Source organism: Bradyrhizobium sp. 25ACV (assembly GCF_054863005.1).
Map to the genome: position 1 here is coordinate 366,022 of NZ_JAVAYO010000001.1, position 22,313 is coordinate 388,334.

General features: G+C 66.0%; 20 protein-coding genes and 2 pseudogenes. 17 read left to right on the forward strand and 5 right to left on the reverse strand.

From position 1 onward, the window contains the following. Positions 1 to 25 precede the first annotated feature (25 nt). The 9 genes and pseudogenes from RAD04_RS01590 (at position 26) to RAD04_RS01630 (ending at position 8,119) form a co-directional block, all read left to right on the forward strand. Positions 26 to 433 (forward strand): DUF4332 domain-containing protein, encoded by a 408-nt coding sequence (locus tag RAD04_RS01590; RefSeq protein ID WP_028142940.1) that lies wholly within the window; start codon positions 26 to 28, stop codon positions 431 to 433. A gap of 246 nt (positions 434 to 679) precedes the next feature. After that, a complete protein-coding gene (folP, locus tag RAD04_RS01595; RefSeq protein ID WP_461622356.1) occupies positions 680 to 1,540 on the forward strand; it encodes a dihydropteroate synthase in 861 nt (286 codons plus the stop codon). After that, positions 1,537 to 1,905: a dihydroneopterin aldolase gene (gene folB, locus RAD04_RS01600; protein ID WP_091953248.1), complete on the forward strand. Its 369-nt coding sequence runs from the start codon at positions 1,537 to 1,539 to the stop codon at positions 1,903 to 1,905. The genes folP and folB overlap by 4 nt, the downstream gene beginning before the upstream one ends. After that, entirely contained in the window at positions 1,905 to 2,396 is a 492-nt protein-coding gene (folK, locus tag RAD04_RS01605) for a 2-amino-4-hydroxy-6-hydroxymethyldihydropteridine diphosphokinase (protein WP_091953251.1), read from the forward strand. Before folB ends, folK begins: the two co-directional genes overlap by 1 nt. 81 nt (positions 2,397 to 2,477) lie before the next feature. Continuing rightward, a complete protein-coding gene (locus RAD04_RS01610) occupies positions 2,478 to 4,349 on the forward strand; it encodes a methylmalonyl-CoA mutase family protein (RefSeq protein WP_461622357.1) in 1,872 nt (623 codons plus the stop codon). Then, the gene (locus RAD04_RS01615; protein ID WP_461622358.1) at positions 4,346 to 4,810 is read left to right on the forward strand and encodes a GFA family protein; all 465 of its coding nucleotides are present in this window, start codon (positions 4,346 to 4,348) and stop codon (positions 4,808 to 4,810) included. Before RAD04_RS01610 ends, RAD04_RS01615 begins: the two co-directional genes overlap by 4 nt. Before the next feature lie 16 nt (positions 4,811 to 4,826). After that, the gene (scpA, locus tag RAD04_RS01620) at positions 4,827 to 6,983 is read left to right on the forward strand and encodes a methylmalonyl-CoA mutase (RefSeq protein WP_461622695.1); all 2,157 of its coding nucleotides are present in this window, start codon (positions 4,827 to 4,829) and stop codon (positions 6,981 to 6,983) included. 36 nt (positions 6,984 to 7,019) lie between these two features. Next, positions 7,020 to 7,316 (forward strand): nucleotidyltransferase family protein, encoded by a 297-nt coding sequence (locus tag RAD04_RS01625; RefSeq protein WP_461622359.1) that lies wholly within the window; start codon positions 7,020 to 7,022, stop codon positions 7,314 to 7,316. Positions 7,317 to 7,347: 31 nt separating this feature from the next. Continuing rightward, positions 7,348 to 8,119: pseudogene (locus RAD04_RS01630) on the forward strand (RsiV family protein). A gap of 7 nt (positions 8,120 to 8,126) precedes the next feature. Here RAD04_RS01630 and RAD04_RS01635 read toward each other — a convergent pair. After that, a complete protein-coding gene (locus RAD04_RS01635; RefSeq protein ID WP_461622360.1) occupies positions 8,127 to 8,705 on the reverse strand; it encodes an SRPBCC family protein in 579 nt (192 codons plus the stop codon). Between the two features lie 105 nt (positions 8,706 to 8,810). Between RAD04_RS01635 and RAD04_RS01640 the strand changes: the two genes are divergently transcribed. The 6 genes from RAD04_RS01640 to RAD04_RS01665 all read left to right on the forward strand — a co-directional run bounded on the left by RAD04_RS01640 (position 8,811) and on the right by RAD04_RS01665 (position 15,253). Beyond that, on the forward strand, positions 8,811 to 9,803 hold the full coding sequence (locus RAD04_RS01640) for a tripartite tricarboxylate transporter substrate binding protein (RefSeq protein WP_152103274.1): 993 nt from the start codon (positions 8,811 to 8,813) through the stop codon (positions 9,801 to 9,803). Between the two features lie 141 nt (positions 9,804 to 9,944). Continuing rightward, positions 9,945 to 10,436: a tripartite tricarboxylate transporter TctB family protein gene (locus RAD04_RS01645; RefSeq protein ID WP_461622361.1), complete on the forward strand. Its 492-nt coding sequence runs from the start codon at positions 9,945 to 9,947 to the stop codon at positions 10,434 to 10,436. Between the two features lie 6 nt (positions 10,437 to 10,442). Next, positions 10,443 to 11,954 (forward strand): tripartite tricarboxylate transporter permease, encoded by a 1,512-nt coding sequence (locus tag RAD04_RS01650; protein WP_091953273.1) that lies wholly within the window; start codon positions 10,443 to 10,445, stop codon positions 11,952 to 11,954. 51 nt (positions 11,955 to 12,005) lie between these two features. Next, complete coding sequence (gene meaB / locus RAD04_RS01655) at positions 12,006 to 12,995, forward strand: methylmalonyl Co-A mutase-associated GTPase MeaB (RefSeq protein ID WP_461622362.1); 990 nt, start codon at positions 12,006 to 12,008, stop codon at positions 12,993 to 12,995. After that, on the forward strand, positions 12,992 to 13,648 hold the full coding sequence (locus RAD04_RS01660; protein WP_461622363.1) for a pyroglutamyl-peptidase I: 657 nt from the start codon (positions 12,992 to 12,994) through the stop codon (positions 13,646 to 13,648). The genes meaB and RAD04_RS01660 overlap by 4 nt, the downstream gene beginning before the upstream one ends. Before the next feature lie 234 nt (positions 13,649 to 13,882). Next, positions 13,883 to 15,253, forward strand: coding sequence for a TIGR03808 family TAT-translocated repetitive protein (locus RAD04_RS01665; protein ID WP_461622364.1), 1,371 nt, complete (start codon positions 13,883 to 13,885; stop codon positions 15,251 to 15,253). A gap of 29 nt (positions 15,254 to 15,282) precedes the next feature. Here the strand turns inward: RAD04_RS01665 and RAD04_RS01670 are convergent, their stop codons facing one another. The 4 genes and pseudogenes from RAD04_RS01670 to RAD04_RS01685 all read right to left on the reverse strand — a co-directional run bounded on the left by RAD04_RS01670 (position 15,283) and on the right by RAD04_RS01685 (position 19,547). Then, positions 15,283 to 16,029 (reverse strand): TIGR03809 family protein, encoded by a 747-nt coding sequence (locus RAD04_RS01670; protein WP_461622696.1) that lies wholly within the window; start codon positions 16,027 to 16,029, stop codon positions 15,283 to 15,285. A 525-nt stretch (positions 16,030 to 16,554) separates the two neighbouring features. Continuing rightward, positions 16,555 to 18,269: pseudogene (locus RAD04_RS01675) on the reverse strand (S8 family serine peptidase). 16 nt (positions 18,270 to 18,285) lie between these two features. After that, complete coding sequence (locus tag RAD04_RS01680) at positions 18,286 to 18,981, reverse strand: hypothetical protein (protein WP_091953286.1); 696 nt, start codon at positions 18,979 to 18,981, stop codon at positions 18,286 to 18,288. Then, complete coding sequence (locus RAD04_RS01685) at positions 18,978 to 19,547, reverse strand: sigma-70 family RNA polymerase sigma factor (RefSeq protein WP_018315733.1); 570 nt, start codon at positions 19,545 to 19,547, stop codon at positions 18,978 to 18,980. Before RAD04_RS01685 ends, RAD04_RS01680 begins: the two co-directional genes overlap by 4 nt. 438 nt (positions 19,548 to 19,985) lie before the next feature. Here RAD04_RS01685 and RAD04_RS01690 point away from each other — a divergent pair, with 438 nt between their 5' ends. Further along, positions 19,986 to 21,143: a GGDEF domain-containing protein gene (locus RAD04_RS01690; protein ID WP_461622365.1), complete on the forward strand. Its 1,158-nt coding sequence runs from the start codon at positions 19,986 to 19,988 to the stop codon at positions 21,141 to 21,143. A 63-nt stretch (positions 21,144 to 21,206) separates the two neighbouring features. Then, positions 21,207 to 22,310, forward strand: coding sequence for a DUF2336 domain-containing protein (locus RAD04_RS01695; RefSeq protein ID WP_461622366.1), 1,104 nt, complete (start codon positions 21,207 to 21,209; stop codon positions 22,308 to 22,310). Positions 22,311 to 22,313: the final 3 nt, after the last annotated feature.

The window sequence follows — 22,313 nt, forward strand, 5'->3', positions numbered from 1 at the left end:
GCTTTGGCAATTCATATCGAGTATCATGACATATCCGATCTCCGAGATTGAGGGCCTGTCGGTCTTTGCCGCCAACAAGTTGAAGGCGCAAGGCATCCGCACCACCGACGGGCTGCTCGAGGCGGCCGGCACGGTGAAGGGCCGCAAGGCGCTTTCCGCCAAGACCGGCATCAGCGAGCAGCTGCTGCTGGAATGGGCCAACGTTTCCGACTACATGCGTATCCCCGGCATGGGCCGGGCCAAGGTCGGCCTGGTCCGCGCCGCCGGCGTCACCACCGTGCGCGAGCTCGCCTATCGGAATCCGGCAAGGCTCGCCCAGAGCATGCGTGACGCCAACGAGAAGAAGAAGCTGCTGCGCATCCTGCCTTCCGAAAAGTCGGTCGGCGACATCATCGCCAAGGCGAAGAAGCTGCCGCCGAAGATTACGTATTAGCTCTGCGTTCGGTCTCGTGTCCCGGACGCGCTGCAACGCCCTTTAGCGTTGCTGCGCAGAGCCGGGACCCATGCCCCACAAACAGCTCCCGGTCATATGGACCCCGGCTCTGCAGCGCACCGCTGAAGGAGCGCTGCGCTGCGTCCGGGGCACGAGAGCGCATATCTTGCGAACATGGCCCTTGCGCAACCAGCACTGCGCCCTTCCGTCTTGACTCCCCCTCCCCGACCGCGCAAAGCGGGCGCCATGAATGCCTCGCCCTCCACATCCGTCCCGCCGGCCGGCTCGGCCAGGCCAGATGCGCTGCGGAAACTGCTGGAACGACCGATCCCGGCGGTGATGGGCGTGCTCAACATCACCCCGGATTCCTTCTCCGACGGCGGCGAGTTCATCGCGCCCGACCAGGCGCTCGCGCGAGCGCGGGCGATGATCGCGGATGGCGTCGACATCATCGATATCGGCGCCGAATCCACCCGGCCCTACAAGGGCGCGAAGGCCGTCACGGCGGACGACGAGCTCGCCCGGCTGAAGCCGGTGCTGGCGAGCGTCGTGGCCCTCGGCGTGCCGGTCTCGATCGACAGCATGAAGGCGGAGGTGGTGGCCTTCGCGCTCGACCATGGCGCGGCGATCGCCAACGACGTCTGGGGCCTGCAACGCGACGCCGCGATGGCGCCGCTGGTGGCCGCAAGAGGCGTCCCCGTCATCGTCATGCACAACCGCGACGACGCCGATCCCGCCATCGACATCATAACGGACATGAAGACGTTCTTCCTGCGTTCGCTGGACATCGCCGCAAAGGCCGGCATTGCGCGCGACAAGATCGTGCTCGATCCCGGCATCGGCTTCGGCAAGACCGCCGAGCAAAGCATGACCGCGCTGGCGCGCTTGCGCGAATTCGAGATGTTCGGCCTGCCGATCCTCGTCGGCGCCTCGCGCAAGCGTTTCATCGCCTCGGTGTCGCCGTCCGAGCCGAAGGACCGGCTCGCCGGCTCGATCGCCGCGCATCTGATCGCCGCGCAGCGCGGCGCAAAGATCATCCGGACTCATGACGTCGCCGAGACCTTGCAGGCGCTGCGGGTGGCGAACGCAATCGAGGGCAAGCAATGACCGATACGATCTTCGTCTCTGGCCTGTCGATCCACGCCCGCCACGGCGTGATGGATCACGAGACCGAAGTCGGCCAGCGCTTCGTCATCGATCTCGAACTCTATACCGACCTGTCGGAGCCTTCGCGCAGCGACCGGCTCGCCGACACCGTGTCCTACGCCGAGGTCGTGGCGACGACGACGGCGGCGTTCAAGAATACCAATTACAAGCTTCTGGAGCGCGCGGCCGGCGCGGTGGCCGACGCCATCCTGTCGCACTTCCCGCGCATCCGCGCCGTGAAGATCACCGTGCACAAGCCGCACGCGCCGATCGCCGCGATCTTCGACGATGTCGGCATCATGCTGACCCGCTCGCGGCACCCCTGATGGCAAGCGTGCTGATCGCGCTCGGCGGCAATGTCGGCGATGTCCGCGCGACATTCGCCAAGGCGATCGCGCATATCTGCGGCATGGCGCAAGCTGCGCTGATCGCGCGATCCTCGGACTATGCGACGCCGCCGTGGGGCGACGAGGACCAGGCGCCCTTCATCAATGCCTGCATCGAGATCGAGACCGACCTCGATCCGCACGCGCTGCTGTTCGTGCTGCAGAAGGTCGAGCAGAAATTCGGCCGCACGCGGAACAAGGAGCGGCGCTGGGGCCCGCGCACGCTCGATCTCGACATGATCGCCTATGACGATGTCAGCTTGCAGAAGCCGGATCTGACTCTACCGCATCCGCGCCTGTTCGAGCGCGCTTTCGTGCTGGTGCCGCTGGCCGAGATTGCACCCGACCGCGTGATCTCTGGCATTCCAGTGCGCGACGGGCTCGCCAGCGTCTCGACGCAAGGCATTGAGCGGCTTCCGGATACCGGTTAACCAAAAACAACCGTTTGCAGGGGCGGCCCGCCGTGGCAATTTTGCCTGCGACTAACGATACGTTTGGGAGCCCTTGGCCGCATGACCTCCGTGACTGACGACCTGCCGCTGGCGGCCGATTTTCCCAAGGCGACCGTCGAGGATTGGCGCAAGCTGGTCGACGGCGTGCTGAAGGGCGCGCCGTTCGAGAAGCTGGTCGGCAAGACCTATGACGGACTCAGGATCGAACCGCTCTATCCGCGCGCCAAGGACGTTGCGCCCGTGGTGGGACGGCCAGCGGCCGCGCCCTGGCAGATCATCCAGCGGATCGACCATCCCGATGCGGCGCTCGCGAATGCGCAGGCTTTGCAGGATCTTGAGAACGGCGCGACCGGGCTAGCGCTGGTGTTTGCGGGAGCCAACTGCGCACGCGGTTTCGGCCTGCAACCTTCGGCCGAAGCCATCGCAAAGGTCCTGAAGGACATTCACCTCGACGCCGGCATCGGCATCGAGCTCGAGATCGGTCCGCAATCGCGGATGGCCGCGATCCACGTCGCGGAATATGTGAAGAGCAACAGCCTCGATCCCGCCGCCTGCAACATCCGCTTCGGACTCGATCCGCTCGCGGCCGGCGCGGTGTGGGGCCACAGTCCCTATACCTGGGAGGAGATCGCTCCCGCCGTCACCGGCGCGATCAAGGGCCTCGCCGGGCTCGGCTTCAAGGGACCGTTCGCCTCCGCCGACGGACGCGTGATCCACGATGCCGGCGGCTCCGAGGTGCAGGAGCTCGCCTTCGTGCTCGCCTGCGGCGTCGCTTATCTGCGCGCGATCGAAGGCGCCGGCATTCCGCTCGAAGCCGCGCAAGGCATGGTCTATGCGCGGCTTGCCGCAGATGCCGACCAGTTCCTGACCATGGCGAAATTCCGCGCGCTGCGGCTGTTGTGGGCGCGCATCGAAACGGCGTGCGGGCTGACGCCCAAACCATTGTTCATCGCCGCCGATACGGCCTGGCGCATGCTGACGCAGCGCGATCCCTATGTGAACATGCTGCGGGCGACCATCGCGACGTTCGCTGCCGGGCTCGCCGGCGCCAACGCGATCACCGTGCTGCCGCACACGCTGGCGCTCGGCCTGCCCGACCCGTTCGCGCGGCGCGTCGCGCGCAACACGCAAGCCCTGCTGCTGGAAGAGAGCAACCTTGCCAAGGTCAGCGATCCCGCCGCTGGCGCAGGCGGCATCGAGACGCTGACCGCGCAACTCTGCGACGCTGCCTGGGCGCTGTTCCAGGACAGCGAGAAAGCCGGCGGCGCCTTCGCCGCCCTTCAGCAGGGCCTGTTCCAGAGCAAGGTCGCGGCCGCGCGAAAAGCGCGTGACGCCAACATCGCAAAGCGTCGCGACGTGCTGACCGGCGCCAGCGAGTTTCCGAACCTGCACGAGAGCGAAGCCACGGTGCTGAAGGCAACGCCGGTTGCGCTCGCGCCTTACGGGGAACAGAAATACAAGTTCGATGCGCTGCCGCCGATCCGGCTGGCGGAACCGTTCGAGGCGCTGCGCGACAAGTCGGATGCAGCACTCAAGTCGCGCGGTGCGCGGCCAAAAGTGTTCCTGGCCAATCTCGGCACGGCCGCCGATTTCACGGCGCGCGCGACCTTCGCCAAGAGCTTCTTCGAGGCCGGCGGCATCCAGGCTGTCGACAGCGAGGGCTTTGACGATCCAGCGACGGTCGCGGCAGCGTTCAAGGCCTCGGGCGCCGAGCTTGTCTGTCTTTGTTCCAGCGACAAGGTCTATGCGGAACACGCCGAAGCTGCAGCGAAGGCCCTGCAAACGGCCGGCGGGCGACATATCTATCTGGCAGGCCGCCCGAGCGAGACCGAGGCGGCGCTGCGGGCCGCCGGCGTCACGGCTTTTGTCTTCGCCGGAGGCGATGCGCTTGCCACGCTGCAAGACGCCTATCGACGGATGGAACAGAAATGACCGAACCAGGCAAACCAGTTCTCACCGGCGGCTGCCAATGCGGGTCCGTGCGCTTTGGCGTCACGACCGCGCCAACCAGGATTTCGATCTGCCACTGCCGCATGTGCCAGAAGGCGGCCGGCGCGCCATTCGCCTCCTTTGCCGACATCAACAAGACGGACTTTGCCTGGACCAAGGGGCAGCCGTCGTTCTTCCGCTCCTCGTCGATCGCCGAACGCGGCTTTTGCGCCGGCTGCGGCACGCCGCTGAGCTTCGGCCGCATCGACGGCGACCGGATCGAGATCATGACCGGCGCCTTCGACCGCCCTGACCAGATCATTCCGACGCGGCAGTTCGGCACTGAATCCCGTCTCGGCTGGGTGGTGGGCATCGCCAATCTGCCGAGCCAGACCACGCAACAGAATTACGGACCGGAGAAGATGGCGACCATCGTCAGCCATCAGCATCCGGATCATGATTGAGGATATGGTTGAAACCGTGAGCCGCATTCCCAATTTCGCAGACGTCGCCTTCGAGCGCGCCATGACCGCCGCGCCGTCAGGCAGCGCCGAACCGTGGCTGACGCCCGAGGGCATTCTGGTGAAGCCCGCTTATGGCGAGGCTGACCTGGCCGGGTTCGATTTCCTCGAGACCTATCCCGGCATCGCGCCTTATCTGCGCGGACCCTACCCGACCATGTATGTCAACCAGCCCTGGACCGTCAGGCAATATGCCGGCTTCTCCACGGCGGAGGATTCCAACGCGTTCTACCGCCGCAACCTCGCGGCCGGACAGAAAGGCCTCTCGGTCGCTTTCGATCTCGCCACCCATCGCGGCTATGATTCCGATCATCCGCGCGTCGGCGGCGACGTCGGCATGGCCGGCGTTGCCATCGACTCGATCTACGACATGCGCACGCTGTTCGCGGGGATTCCGCTCGACCAGATGAGCGTGTCCATGACCATGAACGGCGCGGTGCTGCCGATCCTCGCGCTCTACGTCGCCGCCGCCGAGGAACAGGGCGTGCCGCCGGAGAAGTTGTCGGGCACCATTCAGAACGACATTCTGAAAGAGTTCATGGTGCGCAACACCTACATCTATCCGCCTGCGCCCTCGATGCGGATCATCTCGGACATTTTTGCGTACACCTCGCAAAAGATGCCGAAATACAATTCGATCTCGATCTCCGGCTATCACATGCAGGAGGCCGGCGCGACGCAGGACCTCGAGCTCGCCTATACGCTCGCCGACGGCGTCGAATATCTGCGCGCCGGCCTTGCCGCCGGCCTCGACGTCGACCGCTTCGCGCCGCGCCTGTCGTTCTTCTGGGCGATCGGCATGAACTTCTTCATGGAAGTCGCCAAACTGCGCGCCGCGCGCCTGCTCTGGGCGAAGTTGCTGAAACCCTTCAATCCCAAAGACCCGCGCTCGCTGTCGCTGCGCACGCATTCCCAGACCTCCGGCTGGTCGCTGACCGCGCAGGACGTCTTCAACAACGTGATGCGCACCACGGTCGAGGCGATGGCGGCAACGCAAGGCCATACCCAGTCGCTGCACACCAACGCGCTTGACGAAGCGCTGGCGCTGCCGACCGACTTCTCGGCGCGCATCGCCCGTAACACCCAGCTGTTCCTGCAGCAGGAGAGCGGCACCACCCGCATCATCGACCCCTGGGGCGGCTCCTATTATGTCGAGCGTCTGACGCGCGACCTCGCGGCGAAAGCGTGGGGACACATCCAGGAGGTCCAGGAGCTCGGCGGCATGGCGAAGGCCATCGAAGCCGGCCTGCCGAAGCTGCGCATCGAGGAAGCGTCCGCCAAGACGCAGGCGCGGATCGACGCCGGCAAGCAGGCGGTGATCGGCGTCAACAAGTACAAGCCGACCGACGAGGTGCCGATCGACATCCTGAAGGTCGACAACACCAATGTCCGGCGCCTGCAGATCGACAAGCTGACGCGGCTGAAATCCGAGCGCAACCAGATGGACGTCGATGCCGCGCTCGCCGCGCTGACGCGCTCGGCCGGCGAAGGCAACGGCAATCTGCTGGCGCTGGCGATCGACGCGGCACGGGCGAAAGCGACCGTCGGCGAAATCTCGGACGCGATGGAGAAGGTGTTCGGCCGGCACCGCGCCGAGATCAAATCCATCACCGGCGTCTACAAGCGGGAGGCGTCCAGCATGGGCAACCAGGTCGAGAAGGTTCAGGCGCTGATCGACGCCTTCGAGGAGGCGGAAGGCCGCCGCCCGCGCATCCTCGTCGCCAAGATCGGCCAGGACGGCCACGACCGCGGCCAGAAGGTGATCGCGTCGGCCTTCGCCGACATCGGCTTCGACGTCGACATTGGGCCGTTGTTTGCGACCGCCGATGAGGCCGCGCGGCAGGCGGTCGAGAACGACGTGCACATCCTCGGCGTCTCCTCGCTCGCCGCGGCCCACCTCACCGCCGTGCCGGAGCTGAAGGCCGCGCTCAAGAAGCAGGGCCGCGACGACATCATGATCATCGTCGGCGGCGTGGTGCCGCCGCAGGATTACGACGCGCTCTATGCCGCCGGTGCCGAGGCGATCTTCCCGCCCGGCACCGTGATTGCGGACGCCGCGGAGGAACTGATCCGCAAGCTGAACGCCCGGCTCGGCCATAGCGAGGCGGCGGAGTAGCTGATAGACTGGCCGGGTAACCGGCCGGTTGCGTCCATGACACGTGACGAAATCATCGCTGCGATACGCAAGAACGCGGATGCCATCAAAGGCAAGGGCGTATCGGAGCTTGCCATTTTCGGCTCGCGCGCCCGGGACGATTATCGGCCTGACAGTGATATCGACGTTCTCGTCGAGATCGAGCCGGACACTTCTTTTTCGCTGCTCAACTTGATCGATGTCGAGCACATCATCGAGGATGCGACTGGCTTGCAAGCACAGGCAACTGTTCGTCGCTCCATCTCTCCCCGCTTTGCGGAGCGGATCGCAGACGACATACACGAGATATTCTGACGCTCACGCAGGAGCACTATCCTTGAAACTTATCGCCGGTTTGAGTGCCGCCCTGGCGCTGAGCGCAACATGCGTGTTCTCCGCCCTCGCCGCCGACCCCAAGCCTGACGCCGTCATCAAAACCAAGAGCATCGAGGCGCGCGTGTTCCTCGACGACAGGATCAAGGCGGATGCGGCGCTGGCGGCGGATTGCCTCGCGGAGGGCAAGAAGTGGCTGGACAAGAATGCCGCCGAAGCTGCCGCCGCGCGCAAAGTCGATCCGCAGTTCTTCAAGGAAGGCGGCTGGGAGTTTGAGCGCAAATACGAAATCCGCTCGGTGATCGCCGACCGCTACGTCAGCGTCCTCCGCAACGACTACATGAACACCCGCGGTGCGCATCCCCAACTCTGACGTGAACACGATCCTGTGGGACAAGGCCGACAACAAGCGCATCTCGATCCGCCCGTTCTTCACCGAGACCGCCGATAACGGGGCGACGATGAAGGCCATGGTGAAGGCCATCATCGCCTCGCTCCGCACCGAGAAGAAAAAACGCGACGCCAGCGAGACCGCAACCGACGAATGGTTCAAGAGCGTCGCGCCGAGCCTGCTCAAGGTCGGCGCGGTGACGCTCGCGCCCTCGACTGAAGCGGGCAAGAGCTCCGGGCTGACCTTCCACTATCCGCCCTACGCCGTCGGCCCCTACGCCGAGGGCGAGTATGTCGCCTTCGTGCCGTGGGAGACGCTGAAGCCGTATCTCACCGCGGAAGGCGCGCGCATCTTCGGCGGCGCGCGGCCGAAGGGCGACGCCGAGGAGCCGTGAGCGGTCGCTAACTGGCCCGCGCCAGCGTTCGCGCAAGTGAGTCCGTCCAATCAGGAATCCAGGACGCAAACAGGGCTTGCCAGCGATCGGCATCCGCCGGCTCGGTATCGAGCGCGACCGACCATTCGATGAGGGTTCGATCGCCCTCGATGATCGGGCGCAGGTGCATGGTGCCTTGATAGCGCGTCGGCGCCGGCGTCTGGCTTCCGTCATCTTGCGGACACGGCAGCGCTTCGAGACCGGCATAGGTCAGGGTGTGCTGCCGATCCGAGTGATCGACCAGGCGCTGGCGAATCCAGTTTCCGAGATAGCAGAAGCGTCTGATGGCGCCCACTTCATCCCCGCGCTTGTCGTCTTCGATCTCGCTCTCGCTCACGCCGTCGATGTAAGCGGGATAGTTGTTGAAGTCGCGGATCAGCGACCAGACTTCGTTCAGCGGGCGGTCCAGCACGGCGCTGTAATAGGCTTGGGTCATCGGTGGCTTGCCTTTGGCTTTCGTTACGCGCAGAGGTTGGCGAATTGCGCGGGCAAAACCCACCCGATTTCCGACTGCCCATCCGACGGGCATGCTGTTTTCACACAACATGTCGATCTCGTTGGTAGCGCTACCTTGCGGCGGCGCTGCAAAGCCGACTAGAATGGCGCATTGAGAAGAGCACCCGACGTCACGGGCGCCGCTGGGAGGGATTCAATGTCCAAGATTTCGCGCCGTACCTTTGCGGCTTCGACCGCCGCAGTTGCGGCATCCGCCGCTTTCGGCTTCAAGCCAGCACTTGCGCAAGCCTATCCGGCCCGGCCGGTCACCGTGATCGTGCCGTGGGGCGCGGGTGGCGGAACCGATGCGACCGCGCGCATTGTCGCAGCGCTGCTGGAAAAGGACCTCGGCCAGCCCTTCAACGTGGTCAACCGCACCGGCGGCTCCGGCGTGGTCGGCCATAGCGCGATCGCGACCGCACAGCCCGACGGCTACACCATCGGCATGCTCACCGTCGAAATCTCGATGATGCACTGGCAGGGCCTCACCGAGCTGACGCCGAAGAGCTACACGCCGCTGGCGCTGATGAACGAGGACCCGCCGGGCATCCAGGTCTCCTCGTCCTCGCCCTACAAGACGGTCAAGGAGCTCGCCGAGGCGATCAAGGCGGCACCTCCCGGCAAGTTCAAGGCCTCCGGCACCGGCCAGGGCGGCATCTGGCATCTCGCGCTGGTCGGCTGGATGCAGGCGATGGGCCTGCCCGCCAACCAGGTCGCCTGGGTGCCCTCGAACGGCGCGGCCCCTGCGATGCAGGATCTCGCCGCCGGCGGCCTCGACCTCACCACCTGCTCGGTGCCGGAGGCGCGCGCCATCATCGAGGCTGGCAAAGCTAGGAGCCTCGCCATCATGGCCCCCGCGCGCAACCCGATCTTCAAGGACGTGCCGACGCTGAAGGAAGCGATGGGCATCGACTATGCGACCGGCGCCTGGCGCGGCATCGGCGCCCCGAAGAACCTGCCGCCGGAGATCGCAACCAAGCTCACCGCGGCGCTGAAGAAGGTCTACGAGTCCGCCGAGTTCAAGGACTTCATGAGCAATCGCGGCTTCGGCACCGTGTGGGGCGATGCTGGCCAGTTCGCGGGCTTCATGGACAAGGGCGACGCCCAGATGGGCGAAGCGATGAAAGCGGCGGGCTTGAGCAAGGCGTGATCTGGTACCGAGACGGTCTGATCGCCTCTCCCCGCCTGCGTGGAGAGTCCAACTCTCACCGTCCTACCTGGAGAGCCCCCTCACCCCAACCCTCTCCCCGCAAGCGGGGCGAGGGAGAACTTCTCTCATAGGACTCCTCCCATGCGTCTTCCCGACTCCGTCACGGGATCGTTTCTCGTCGTGCTTGGTGCTGCGGCCGCCTATGGCGGCTGGATCTTGCCGCCGGTGCCGGGCCAGCCGGTCGGCCCCAACGTGTTTCCGCTCGTGATCGGCAGCGGCCTTGCGCTGTGCGGGCTCGCGATCGTGTTCGGGATCGGCCACTCCTTCGAGGAGGAGGAAGAGCTGATTCCGCTTGAAGACGGCCAGGCAGCCGCCCCGCCGCCGCAAGGCAAGCTCTACGGCCTGCGCGCCTTGCTGCCGCCGGCGCTGCTGCTGTTCTACGTCGCCGCCGCCGACCGGCTCGGCTTCATCATCACAGCGGCGATCATGGTCTATGTGACGTCCACCGCGCTCGGTGCGAAGTGGAGGCTGGCGCTGCCGCTTGCCGCGCTGTCGCCGTTCGCCATCCACCTCATCTTCGGCAAGCTGCTGCGTGTGCCGCTGCCTGCCGGCCTGCTGCCGACGCCCTGGTAATTCCCCATGCTCAAGACCCTGATTGAAGCATTCGCGCTGATCTCCACCTGGGAGGTCATCATCGCGATGTTCGCGGCCTCCGTGTACGGCCTCGTGATCGGCTCGCTGCCGGGCCTGTCGGCAACGATGGCGACCGCCCTGCTCGTCCCCGTCACCTTCTACCTCTCGCCGATCGCGGCGATAGCGACCATCGTCGCGGCGTCCTCGATGGCGATCTTCTCGGGCGACATTCCGGGCGCACTGCTGCGCATCCCTGGCACGCCCGCCTCGGCCGCCTATGCGGATGAAGCTTACGCCATGACGCGCAAGGGCCAGGCCGAGCTCGCACTCGGGGCCGGCGTCTGGTTCTCCGCCGTCGGCGGCATCGCCGGCGTGCTGTCGCTGATGATCCTGGCGCCGCCGCTTGCCGAGATCGCGCTGTCGTTCTCGACCTTCGAATATTTCTGGCTGGCGCTGCTCGGCCTGATGTGCGCCACCTTGGTGGCGCGCTCCTCCCCGGTGAAGGCGATCGCCGGCATGTTCCTCGGTCTGCTGGTTTCCTGCATCGGCATCGAAAATCCCGGCGGCGTGCCGCGCTTCACCTTCGGCCTCACCGACCTGTTCGGCGGCATCGAGCCGATCCCGGCGCTGGTCGGCGTGTTCGCGGTGGCGCAGGTGATGCGCGCGATGCTGACGCCGGAGCCGCCGCCGCTGCCGCGGCGAAAATTCGGAAGCATCATGGCGGGACAGTGGAGGCTGACCAAGCTGTATCACTGGCAGATGACGCGCGGGAACATCGTCGGCATCATCATCGGCGTGCTGCCCGGCGCCGGTGCCGACATGGCCGCCTGGGTCTCCTACGCGATGTCGAAGCGCTTCTCCAAGGAGCCGGAAAAATTCGGCACCGGCCATGTCGAGGGGCTGGTCGAGGCCGGCGCCAGCAACAATGCCAGCATCGCCTCGGGCTGGGTGCCCTCGCTGCTGTTCGGCATCCCCGGCGACACCATCGCCGCGATCGCGATCGGCGTGCTCTACATGAAGGGCCTCAATCCGGGCCCGACGCTGTTCACCGAGAAGGCGTCGAGCATGTACGCGATCTACCTGATGTTCATCATCGCGAACATCCTGATGATCCCGCTCGGCATCGCCATGATCCGCGTCGCCGCCTACATCCTGCTGGCGCCGCGCTCGACCATAATGCCGATCATCATGTTGTGCTGCGCGGTCGGCTCGTTCGCGATCGGCAACAACATGTTCGGCGTCGTCACCGTCGCCGCCTTCGGCGTGATCGGCTACGTCATGGAGGCGAACGGCTATCCCGTCGCCGCCATGGTGCTCGGCATCGTCATGGGGACCATGGTCGAGCAGGCCTTCGTGACGTCACTGATCAAGTCCGACGGCAGTATCCTGCCGTTCTTCGAGCGCCCGGTCGCGGCCATCCTCGCCGCGATGGCGATCGGCGCCCTGCTGTGGCCGGTGATGGTGTGGGTGTGGCGCAAGGTGAAACCGGTGCAGACGGCGGCGGCGACAAGCAGGTGATTCCGGGCGAGCGGCCCTCGCCTGCCCCGCCTCGGCGTTGTAAAGCAGGGCATGACTGAGAAGAAGGCCTCGCTGGACATCAAATCCCTCGCCCGCGACCTGCGCGCCGGCAGCCGCGCCGCCCTTGCCCGCGCCATCACGCTGGTGGAGAGCCGTCGCGGCGACCACCAGGCGCTGGCGCGCGAGCTGGTGCAGATGCTGCTGCCCGACACCGGCAAGGCGTTCCGCGTCGGCATCACGGGATCGCCCGGCGTCGGCAAGTCCACCACCATCGATGTGCTCGGGACCTATCTGATCGAACAGGGCCACAAGGTCGCGGTGCTCGCGGTCGATCCGTCCTCGGCACGCAGCGGCGGCTCGATCCTCGGCGACAAGACGCGAATGGCGCGGCTGTCGGCCTCGGACCAAGCCTTCATCCGCCCTTCGCCGTCCTCGGGCACGCTCGGCGGCGTCGCGGCAAAAACGCGCGAGGCGATGCTGCTTTGCGAGGCCGCCGGCTTCGACGTCGTGCTGGTCGAAACCGTCGGCATCGGCCAGTCCGAGACCGCGGTCTGCGACATGACGGATTTCTTCCTGGCGTTGATGCTGCCGGGCGGCGGCGACGAATTGCAGGGCATCAAGAAGGGCCTGGTCGAGCTCGCCGACATGATCGCGATCAACAAGGCCGATGGTGACAATCTCAAGCGCGCCAACATCACCGCCGCCGACTATCGCGGCGCGCTGCATATTTTGGCGCCGCGGTCCGAACATTGGCATCCGCCGGTCGTCACCTATTCGGCGCTGGCCGGCACCGGCATCACCGACCTCTGGCAGAAGGTTTTAGACCATCGCAAGGCGATGAACGCGTCCGGCGATTTCGCCGCGCGGCGGCGTCAGCAGCAGGTGAAATGGATGTGGTCGATGCTGGAGCAACGGATGCTGGCGCGGCTGCGCAGCGAGGCCTCGGTTCGCAGCAAGGTCCGGAAGATCGAGACCGAGGTCGCCGACGGCCATCTCACGCCGGCCCTCGCCGCCGAGCAGATCTTGGAGTTGCTGAAATGAGCGAAAAGCTCCGCATTCTCCTCACCGGCTTCGGCCCGTTTCCCGGCGCGCCCTATAACCCGACCCCGCCGCTGGTCTCGCGGCTCGCGCAACTGCGCCGTCCGGCACTCGATGATGTCGCACTCTCCAGCCACATCTTCCCGGTCACCTATGCCGCGGTCGACCGGCAATTGCCGGAGGTGCTCGCGAAGGTGAAGCCGGATGCGCTGTTGATGTTCGGCCTCGCAGCGCGCACGCCTTACCTGCGGATCGAGACCCGCGCGCGTAACGCCGTCACCATGCTCTGGCCCGATGCCGCCAACACCCGATCGAGCAAGCGCGGCATCGCCGGCCATGCCGACGCCATGAATTTCGGTCCGCACACGGCAAGGCTGCTGCGCGCCGCGCGCCTCACCGGCATCGATGCGCGCGCCTCGCGCGATGCCGGCGCCTATCTCTGCAACTATCTGAGCTGGCGCGCGATCGAGAACGTGAAGGCGGGCGGGCCGCAGCTTGCGGCGTTCATCCACATTCCCCTGCTCGCGCGCAGCGGTGCGGTCCGGCGCAAGGGCGCGTCGCGGATCACGCTGGACGAGCTGGTGGATGCGGGGGAAGCCATGCTGATGGAGATGATGCAGTTGGCGCGGAAGGGGCGGAACACGCCGGCTTCGTAGGGTGGATTAGCGAAGCGTAATCCACCATCTTGGCTGCAGCACACACCGTAGTCGCGGTGAGATGGTGGGTTACGCCGCGCGGACTGCGCTTCGCGCAGCCGCGGGCTAACCCACCCTACGGCACCGTCTTTGCGGTAAACATTTAACCCTACCGCGAACAATCCCCGCGCCCCCGCCTGCCCTGCGCTACCTAGTCGGCGCGGATGCCCTCCCGCCTCCGCCGGAGGACGCGTCATGGACCTCAATCGCCGTCATCTCATCGGAGCTTCGACCGCAGGCATCGCGGGCGCCCTCGCCATGCCGGCCGACGCCGCGCGCGCGGCGCCGCTGACATCCCTGCTCGGCCGCGATGCCACGCAATATGGCGTGCGTCCCGGCAGCAGCGAGGATCAGACCCGCGCGCTGCAGCGCGCGATCGACGAGACTGCACGCGCACAGCTGCCACTGGCGCTACCACCCGGCGTCTTTCGCACCGGGCTGTTGCGGCTGCCGAACGGCGCACAATTGATCGGCGTACGCGGGGCGACGAAGCTCGTCTTCACCGGCGGCGCCTCGGCGATCGAGAGCGACGGCTCGGACTCCATCGGCCTCACCGGCATCACCTTCGACGGCGGCAGCATCCCGCTGCCGGCGCGGCGCGGGCTGATCCATGTTCTCGGCGGGCGCGACGTCCGCATCGCCGATTGCGAGATCACCCGCTCCGGCGGCAGCGGCATCTGGCTCGAGCAGGTATCCGGCGACATTTCCGGCAACATCTTCACTGACATCGCGGTCACCGCGGTGGTCTCCTTCGACGCAAAGGGCCTCGGCGTCTCCCGCAACACGATTCTCGGCACCAACGACAACGGCATCGAGATCTTGCGGACCGCGATCGGCGACGACGGCACGCTGGTCGCCGATAACCGCATCGAGAACATCAAGGCCGGCCCCGGCGGCTCCGGCCAGTACGGCAACGCCATCAATGCCTTCCGCGCCGGCAACGTCATTGTGCGCGGCAACCGCATCAGGAACTGCGATTACTCCGCAGTGCGCGGCAACTCCGCCTCGAACATCCACATATCAGGCAACAGCGTCAGCGATGTGCGCGAGGTCGCGCTCTATTCGGAGTTCGCGTTCGAGGCCGCGGTGATCGCCAACAATACGGTGGATGGCGCGGCCGTCGGCGTCTCCGTCTGCAATTTCAACGAAGGCGGCCGCATCGCGGTGGTCCAGGGCAACATCATCCGCAACCTGATCCCGAAACGGCCGATCGGCACCGCGCCGGACGACGACGCCGGCGTCGGCATCTACATCGAGGCGGATACCTCGGTGACCGGAAACGTGATCGAGAATGCGCCGTCCTACGGCATCGTCGCCGGCTGGGGCAAATATCTGCGCGACGTCGCCATCACGGGCAACGTGATCCGCAAGGCCCTGGCCGGGATCGGCGTCTCCGTCGTGCCGGGCGCCGGCATCGCGCTGGTCAACAACAACATGATCTCCGAGACCCCGCGCGGCGCCGTGGTCGGCCTCGATCACGCGCGTGCCGTAACCTCGGATCTGTCAGCCGACGGCGCGCAGCGGTTCGCACAGGTGGTGCTCGGCGGCAATGCGGTGCGGCGCTAAAGCCGCCCGTCGCCTCTGGCCGCCAGACGCTAGAACGCGTTCCTGAGCAGCGGGTACTTGGCTTGCAGGCCGTCGAGGCTGAGGGTGAATTCGACGACGCGCTCCGGGGCTGCGACGATTTCCTCGGCTGGCGGGGCGAACTGCGGCAGGAGCGATGCCATCGCGGCGGGCGCGGTCTTCGGCGGCTTCGCGGCAGACGCAGCCAGCGGCGGCCTCACTTCAGGCGCGGTGAATGGGGCCGTTGCGGCGGGCACGGCGAGCGGTGACCTCACGGCGGGTGCGGTCAGCGGCGCCCTCGCAGCCGGAGCCTTGAGCGGCGGTACCTCGGCAGGCGCGATAAACGACGCCATCGCAGCGGGGGCTGCGGGCGCGGCGAGCGGCGCGATCGGGGCTTCGGTGATCTCGGCGAGAACGTCCGGCTTCGGATCGAGCCTGACCGGCACGGCGGTCTCGGGGGCGATGTGGACGGCCTTTGGCTGCAGGGTCTTGGGCTGCACGATCTGCGCCTGCTGCTCGCGCGGAAATACACGGGGCATGGTCGCCGGCGACCAGCCGAATGCGGGCGTCACGCTCGCGGCCGCCTCGGCGACATCAGCACCGGTCGCAAGCGCGCGCCAGGTCTGGACCGCGCGCTTGGCTTCCTGGATGTTTTCGAGGAATGCCATCTCGGAGTGATAACGGCGCCAGCGGCCGGTCTCGAACATTTCGGAGAGATGTTGCAGCCGCTGCTCGGCGAGAGCGCACCAGCGCGCCGCGACGTCGCGGCCAGCGACCACGGCACGCGCAGACGCGCAATCAGACTCTTGGCGATGTGTCATGAACCAGCCCGTCAGGGGAAAACACGGACGCGGGGGACGCAACGCACACGAATCAATTTAGACGCGACATGAATATTTTGTGGAAAAGTTTTGACTTGTCCAGCAACGACACGGAAGTCGTCGTCAATCACCGTAGTCGTGCGGAGATTTGCTGTGTTTTCGAGTCAAGCTTCGCACAAGCATAGCCGGCTTGCGGCGTGCTGCTCGAAGCGGGCCAGGGACGCCGCTCAGATCTTTCAACCGCAAGCTGAATCCGCGCGAAGCTTCAAAGAATCGAACGCTTAAAAAGAAAAGACCCGTCCGGGGGGACAACCGGACGGGTCAAGCCATATGGGCGCTTGGGGTGGATGGGCGCTCGCGCCTGATATGACTGATGGGGAGGGATGACCGCTCCCACATAATTTGGTCGTGGCAGCTGGCTGAACGTTCAATGCGGGGTTCGCTTTTTTGACCTTCGGCCCGCGCGCATCTTTGTCGCAGCCGCTATCGCGTCGCCGGCCTATCCGCCTGAGAAACCGTGGATTTATCGTCTGCGCTCACAGCGAGGGTTGTTCGATCGCGCGGGTGCCAGGCTCGTCGCGACGCTTCCCGGCATCTTCACGTTTTGTTGTACCGGACGCAGCCGCAACCGGCGTCGCGCTGTCGGCGGGAACAGCCATGACCGCGGCAAACGCATCGGTCTGGCCGTCGCCGAAAAGCTCGTCACGCCCGGGGGAGCCGAGGTCGCGCGCGGTCTTCGCCAGCGTCATGCGCAGCGCTTCCGGCTTCAAGGTGTAATTGCGCTCGAGCAGCAACGCCGCGACGCCGGAGACATAGGCGGCCGAGAACGAGGTTCCCGACGTCATCTGGTACTTGCCGTCCGGCGCCGGCAGGAAGATGTCGACCCCGGGCGCTGAGACGGCGATGTAATTGCCGCGGTTGGATGCGGTAAACAGCCTGTCCTGCTGATCGGTCGCGCTGACGGCGATCACGTTGGGATTGGCGGCCGGATAGAGCGGCGGCGATTTTGCGCCGGCATTGCCGGCGGCGGCGATCAGCACGAGGCCGCGCGCGGCGGTCGCCGCGATGGCCCGCTCGATCACCGCATCCTTCGGACCGGCAAAGCTCATATTGACGATCTGCGCGCCGTGCTCGGCGGCGTAATTCAGCGACCGCAGGATGATGTAGGACGAGCTCTCGGCGCCGCCATTGCTGCCACCGAAGGCACGGATCGCGATGATGCGCGCCTGGGGCGCGCTGCCCATCAGCCGGTCATGCGCCACGATCGCGCCGGCTATGCCGGTGCCGTGGACGTGCGGCCCCTCCGCGCTGCCGAGCGCATCGAAATTGTCGGCGACGGAATTGGCGAGCTCGGGATGCTTGGTGTCGATGCCGGAGTCGATCACGGCAACCGTGACGTTGGCGCCGTGCGCCAGCGTATGCGCCTGCGGCAAGCGGAGTTTTGTCAGTGCATATTGCGCAGGATCGCCTTCGCTGGGGGGCGGCGATTTCTGGTCCTGCAGCACATAGCGGAAGTTCGCCTGGACCGAGCGCACGCTGCCGTCGGCCGCGAATTCGCGCCGCACCGTCTCGTACGGCCGGCCATCCGTGATGCGAAACAGACCGAACGTAGCCCCGATCAGCGGGAAGCTCTCCGACGAGATCCGCGTCAAGCCGTGCCGGCGGGCCAACGCGTCGGCATCACCGGGCGACAATGTGCCGTCGATCTCGGCCACGAATTCGTTGGCGAAGCTGCGAAGATTGGCGGCGGCCGGCGTGGCGTTGCCGCGGCCCTTGCCGGCGCTCTTCTTGGCGGGTTTGCCCGAGCCACCGCCGCCGGCATTCGGCTGCGCCAGGCATTCGCCGTCGGCATCGCGATAGGGCGCGGTGCAGGCCGGATACAGGTTCGGCGAGTAGCGCGCATAGGGCAGCACCGTCATCGTCGGCCGCAGGCGCGACGTCGTGGTGTGGGGAATGGTCGCCATCGTCCGCGGGCCGCGGTCGACGGACACCGCCCTGGCCGAGATGGTCGGACCGATGCGCGGGGCGATGCTCGGAGAGATGGTCGGCGTTCGCGTGGGCACGCTGATCGTCGGCGTGCGCATGATCGCCTGCGCCTGCGCAACCTCGACGCCGAGACAGGCGGCGATCAAAAGCGCCGCGCCGACCGATGAAGCGTAGGCCCCGGCGCGCACCCTGCTCTCGGACTTGCCTGTCATCGGATCAGCGGCGCGCTTACGGCGCCGCGACGGCGAGGTTGACGAACTTCTCGCGCTGCATCTTGCCGAGCAGCGAGGCGAGCTCGTCCTGGCTCATCGCCTTGTCGAACTGGAGGCGGAACATGCCGCCCTTGGCATCGCCGATGATCGAGGCCTGGTAGCTGTCGAGCAGCGCGGTGATGTCGGCGACGCGGGCCTCGGGCGTGAAGCGCACCAACGCGCGCGCCGGCGGAACAGTCGTACCGAGTTCGCGTGTGATCGGACCGCTGGTCGAGAGCGAAGCGGTCTGGAAGGTCGCGGGCTGGTTCTTCATCAGCACGGCGCCGATGATTCCGGCTTGCAGCATCAGCGCGATGGCGCCGAGGCTCGCCGACCACGCCAGCGTGCGCGGCGACAGGCTCGCGAAGAAGGTCGAGATGCGCGCCGATAGCGGCAGCGAGCCGCTCGCCCGCGCCGGCTCGGCATCGATCGCGGCGAACAGCTTCTGCAGCGCGCGCGCCGACGGAGCGCCCAAGCTCTCGTTCAGATGGATGGTCTCTTCGTACTCGCCGCGGATAGCCGCATATTGCCTGGCAAGCTCGGGATCGCGCGCCAGCGCTTCCTCGACCCGCCGCGCATCGCGCGCGTTCAGCGTGCCGGCCGCGTGCCACGGCAGCAGCAGTTCAATCTCACTGGGCTCTTGCTCCAGCATCTTCTTGCTCAAAGCCATCATGGCCAGCCTCGCTCAACGCCGGCTGCCTTCAGCAGTTCGGCCAGTTTCTTGCGCGCATAGAACAAGCGCGTCTTCACAGTGTTCTCCGGTATCCCGACGATTTCGGCCACCTCTTCCACGGATTTCTCGTGGTAGTAGACGAGATCGACGATTTCCCGATGGTCCGGCGAGAGGCCCGTCAGACACTCCCGCAACGCTTCACTGGTATCCTTTTTCTGCACCACCGTTTCCGGATTGTCGGACGTATCCTCGATCGCGTTGGCGGCGTCTTCGTCCAGTTCGAAATCCTTCCTGCGCCGGAGCGCAGACAGGGCCTTGAAACGGGTGATTGCCAGCAGCCAGGTAGAAACGGCGGATCGGCCCTCGAACTTGCCGGCTTGACGCCAGACGTCGAGAAACACCTCGCTGATGAGGTCTTCCGCCGCCTGCTCGTCCCGCACGAGCCTGAGCCCGAACCTGTAGACCCTGACATGGTGCCGCCCGTACAGCACCTGCATGGCGAGCCGGTCACCTTGGGCGATCCTGGCGATCAGGACCTCGTCCGAAGCCGCCTGTGTCACGCTCAATGCCCGTCTCGCAAAGTTGGTCGGGTCGGCGCGGCGGACGGTTCGATAGGGGGGGCAAAATTCTTCAGTCTACCGCGGTCATAAGGAGGCCTATGTGACCTACCCCACATACGCGCATTTTTCTTGTCCCACCCGCGGCCGTCAGCCGCCGTCATCCAGATCGGTAACATAATACTGCAACACTTCCCTGCGGAATGCCTGTCCGGCACAGGCGGCCCGGCCTCGTTCGGTTCCATAGCAGCCCTGCACGACATATGTCTCGCCAAGCCCGGCTTAGGCTCGATCGCATCGCAAACGGATGCCTGATCACCGGCAAAATTTCTCCCGCCGGTCCACCACCTTGTTCCGCGCTGCACGGCTCGGATTCGGTTTCCAAGGATACCAAACCTAAAGGCTTGCCACGTAGATTTTTACGCTGACATCACCATTGGCGGGACCATGAGCACGGCCGCGACGTCCTTTCCCGAGAGGAATGCCGCTGAGGTCGCGGATCTCGTGCTCACGCCCGAGGCGGCGGCTTCCGAAGTGCTGGCGCGCCGAGCCCGGCAGCGCCGCCAGATGTATATCGGCCAGGTGGCGAGCTATTCGCTGGGCGCCTCGGTCCTGCTGCTCTACGCCTATGGCGGCGCGGTCTCCATGGCCGTTCCATCGCTGTTCTGGCTCGGCGGCCTCCTGATCATCGGTACGTTCACCGTGCTCTCGGAAGCCGGCTTCGGCGACCGGTTCGAGGATCATTACCTCACCGTCTTCCAGATCTCGGCGCATATGGCGCTGCAGCTGCTGTTCCTGCTCGCAGTGCCGACGGTCGGGGTCGCGTTCCTCGCCGTGCTGTTTCTGATCTTCGCGTTCGGCACGCTGCGGATGACCTCGAGCCAGGCGATGGTGACCTGGGGCCTTGCCACCTGCGGGCTCGCTTTGGTCTTCCTGGGCTCGGACCTGCCGATCGGACTGCCGGTCACGACCCGCCTGGAGCGAACCGCCTCGATGCTCTGCTTCGTGCTGGTGATCGGCCAGTGCGCCTTTCTCGGCCTGTTCGGCGCCACCCTGCGCAAGATCCTGTACCGGCGCAGTATCGAGCTGAAGGCCGCCTATCAGCGCATCGAGGAGCTGGCCGAGCTCGACGAACTCACCGGCTCCTACAACCGCCGCTGCATCATGCGCCTTCTCGACGCCGAGATCGAAAAGTCGCGGCAGACATCGATGCCTTGCGCGATCGCACTGATCGATCTCGACTGGTTCAAGCGCATCAACGACGCCCACGGCCATCCCGTCGGCGACGAGGTGCTGCGCACTTTCGCGATCACCATGTTCGCCAACATCCGCCCGGCCGACTGCTTCGGCCGCTACGGCGGCGAGGAATTCCTGCTGCTGCTGCCCGACACGTCGGATGACGCTGCACAGCGCATGCTCGAGCGCTTGCGCAGCATCGTCGCCGACCTCGACTGGAGCGCATTCTCCCTGAATTTGCGCGTGACCATTTCCGCGGGCGTGGTGACGCTGCGCGACGTCGATACTGCCGACACGTTTCTCGCGCGCGCCGATCGCGCGCTCTATTCCGCCAAGGCGCAAGGGCGCAACCGCATTGCAACGAGCTGACCAATCCATTTTTTCCCGCTGCGACAGAAGCCGCCGCCGGATCGAACGCTCCAGGACAGGGCCATGAGATCAAAATCCGCAAAAACATCCGAGAATCTGCTCGAGGAATTGCAGGCTGCACTCTCGCACGGCACCGTCGCGCGCCGGGTCGAGACGCTGCGCCGCGTCACCGATCTGTTCGTCGGCAACGCGGTGGATTATGCCGATGACCACATCCGCGTGTTCGACGACGTGTTCCAGTGTCTGATCGAGCAGATCGAGACGTCGGCCAAGGCGCTGCTCGCCGACCGCCTCGCACCGATCGCGGCCGCGCCGCCGAAAATCATGCGCACGCTCGCGCTCGACGAGGTCATCGAGGTCTCCGGCCCCGTGCTGTCGAAATCGGAACAGCTCGACGAGACGACCCTGATCGAGATCGCGCGCACGAGGGGCCAGGCGCATCTCAAGGCGATCTCGCTGCGGCGGGTGCTGTCGGAAGCGCTGACCGACGTGCTGGTGACGCGCGGCAACGAGGACGTGGTGCAGTCGACCGTCGGCAATCCGGGCGCGCGGCTCTCCGAGGGAAGCCTCTCCGATCTCGTCACCCGCGCCGAACGCGACGACGACCTCGCCACCTGCATCGGCCAGCGGCCCGACCTGCCGCGCCATCACTATTTGAAGCTGGTCGCGAAAGCGTCCTTGAGCGTGCGCAGGAAGCTCGAGGCCGCGCATCCGGAACTCGTGGACGAGGTGTCGAGCGTGGTGCAGGAAGTGGCCCAGAGGGTCCGCGCTGCCGCCATGACGAAGCAGACCGAGATGGCGCGCGCGCTGGTGAAGTCGCTGCACGAGGACGGCCGTCTCAACGAATTCCAGGTCACCAGTTTCGCCGAGCAGGGCAAGTTCGACGAAACCAATGCGGGGCTCGCGGCGCTCGCCGGCGTCGCGGTCGAGACCGCCGAGACCATGATGATCGAAAGCCGCACCGAGGGCGTGATGATCCTCGCCAAGGTCGCCGGCATGTCCTGGCCAAGCGTGCGCGCCATCATCGCGATGCGCGAGAAGCTCTCCGGCGGGTCGCAGACCGACATGCTGACGCTGCGCGACGTTTACGAGGCGCTGCGCAGCTCGACCGCGCAGCAGGTGCTGCGCTTCCACCGCATGCAGCTGGGCCCGACGCCGGCGGCGTGAGGC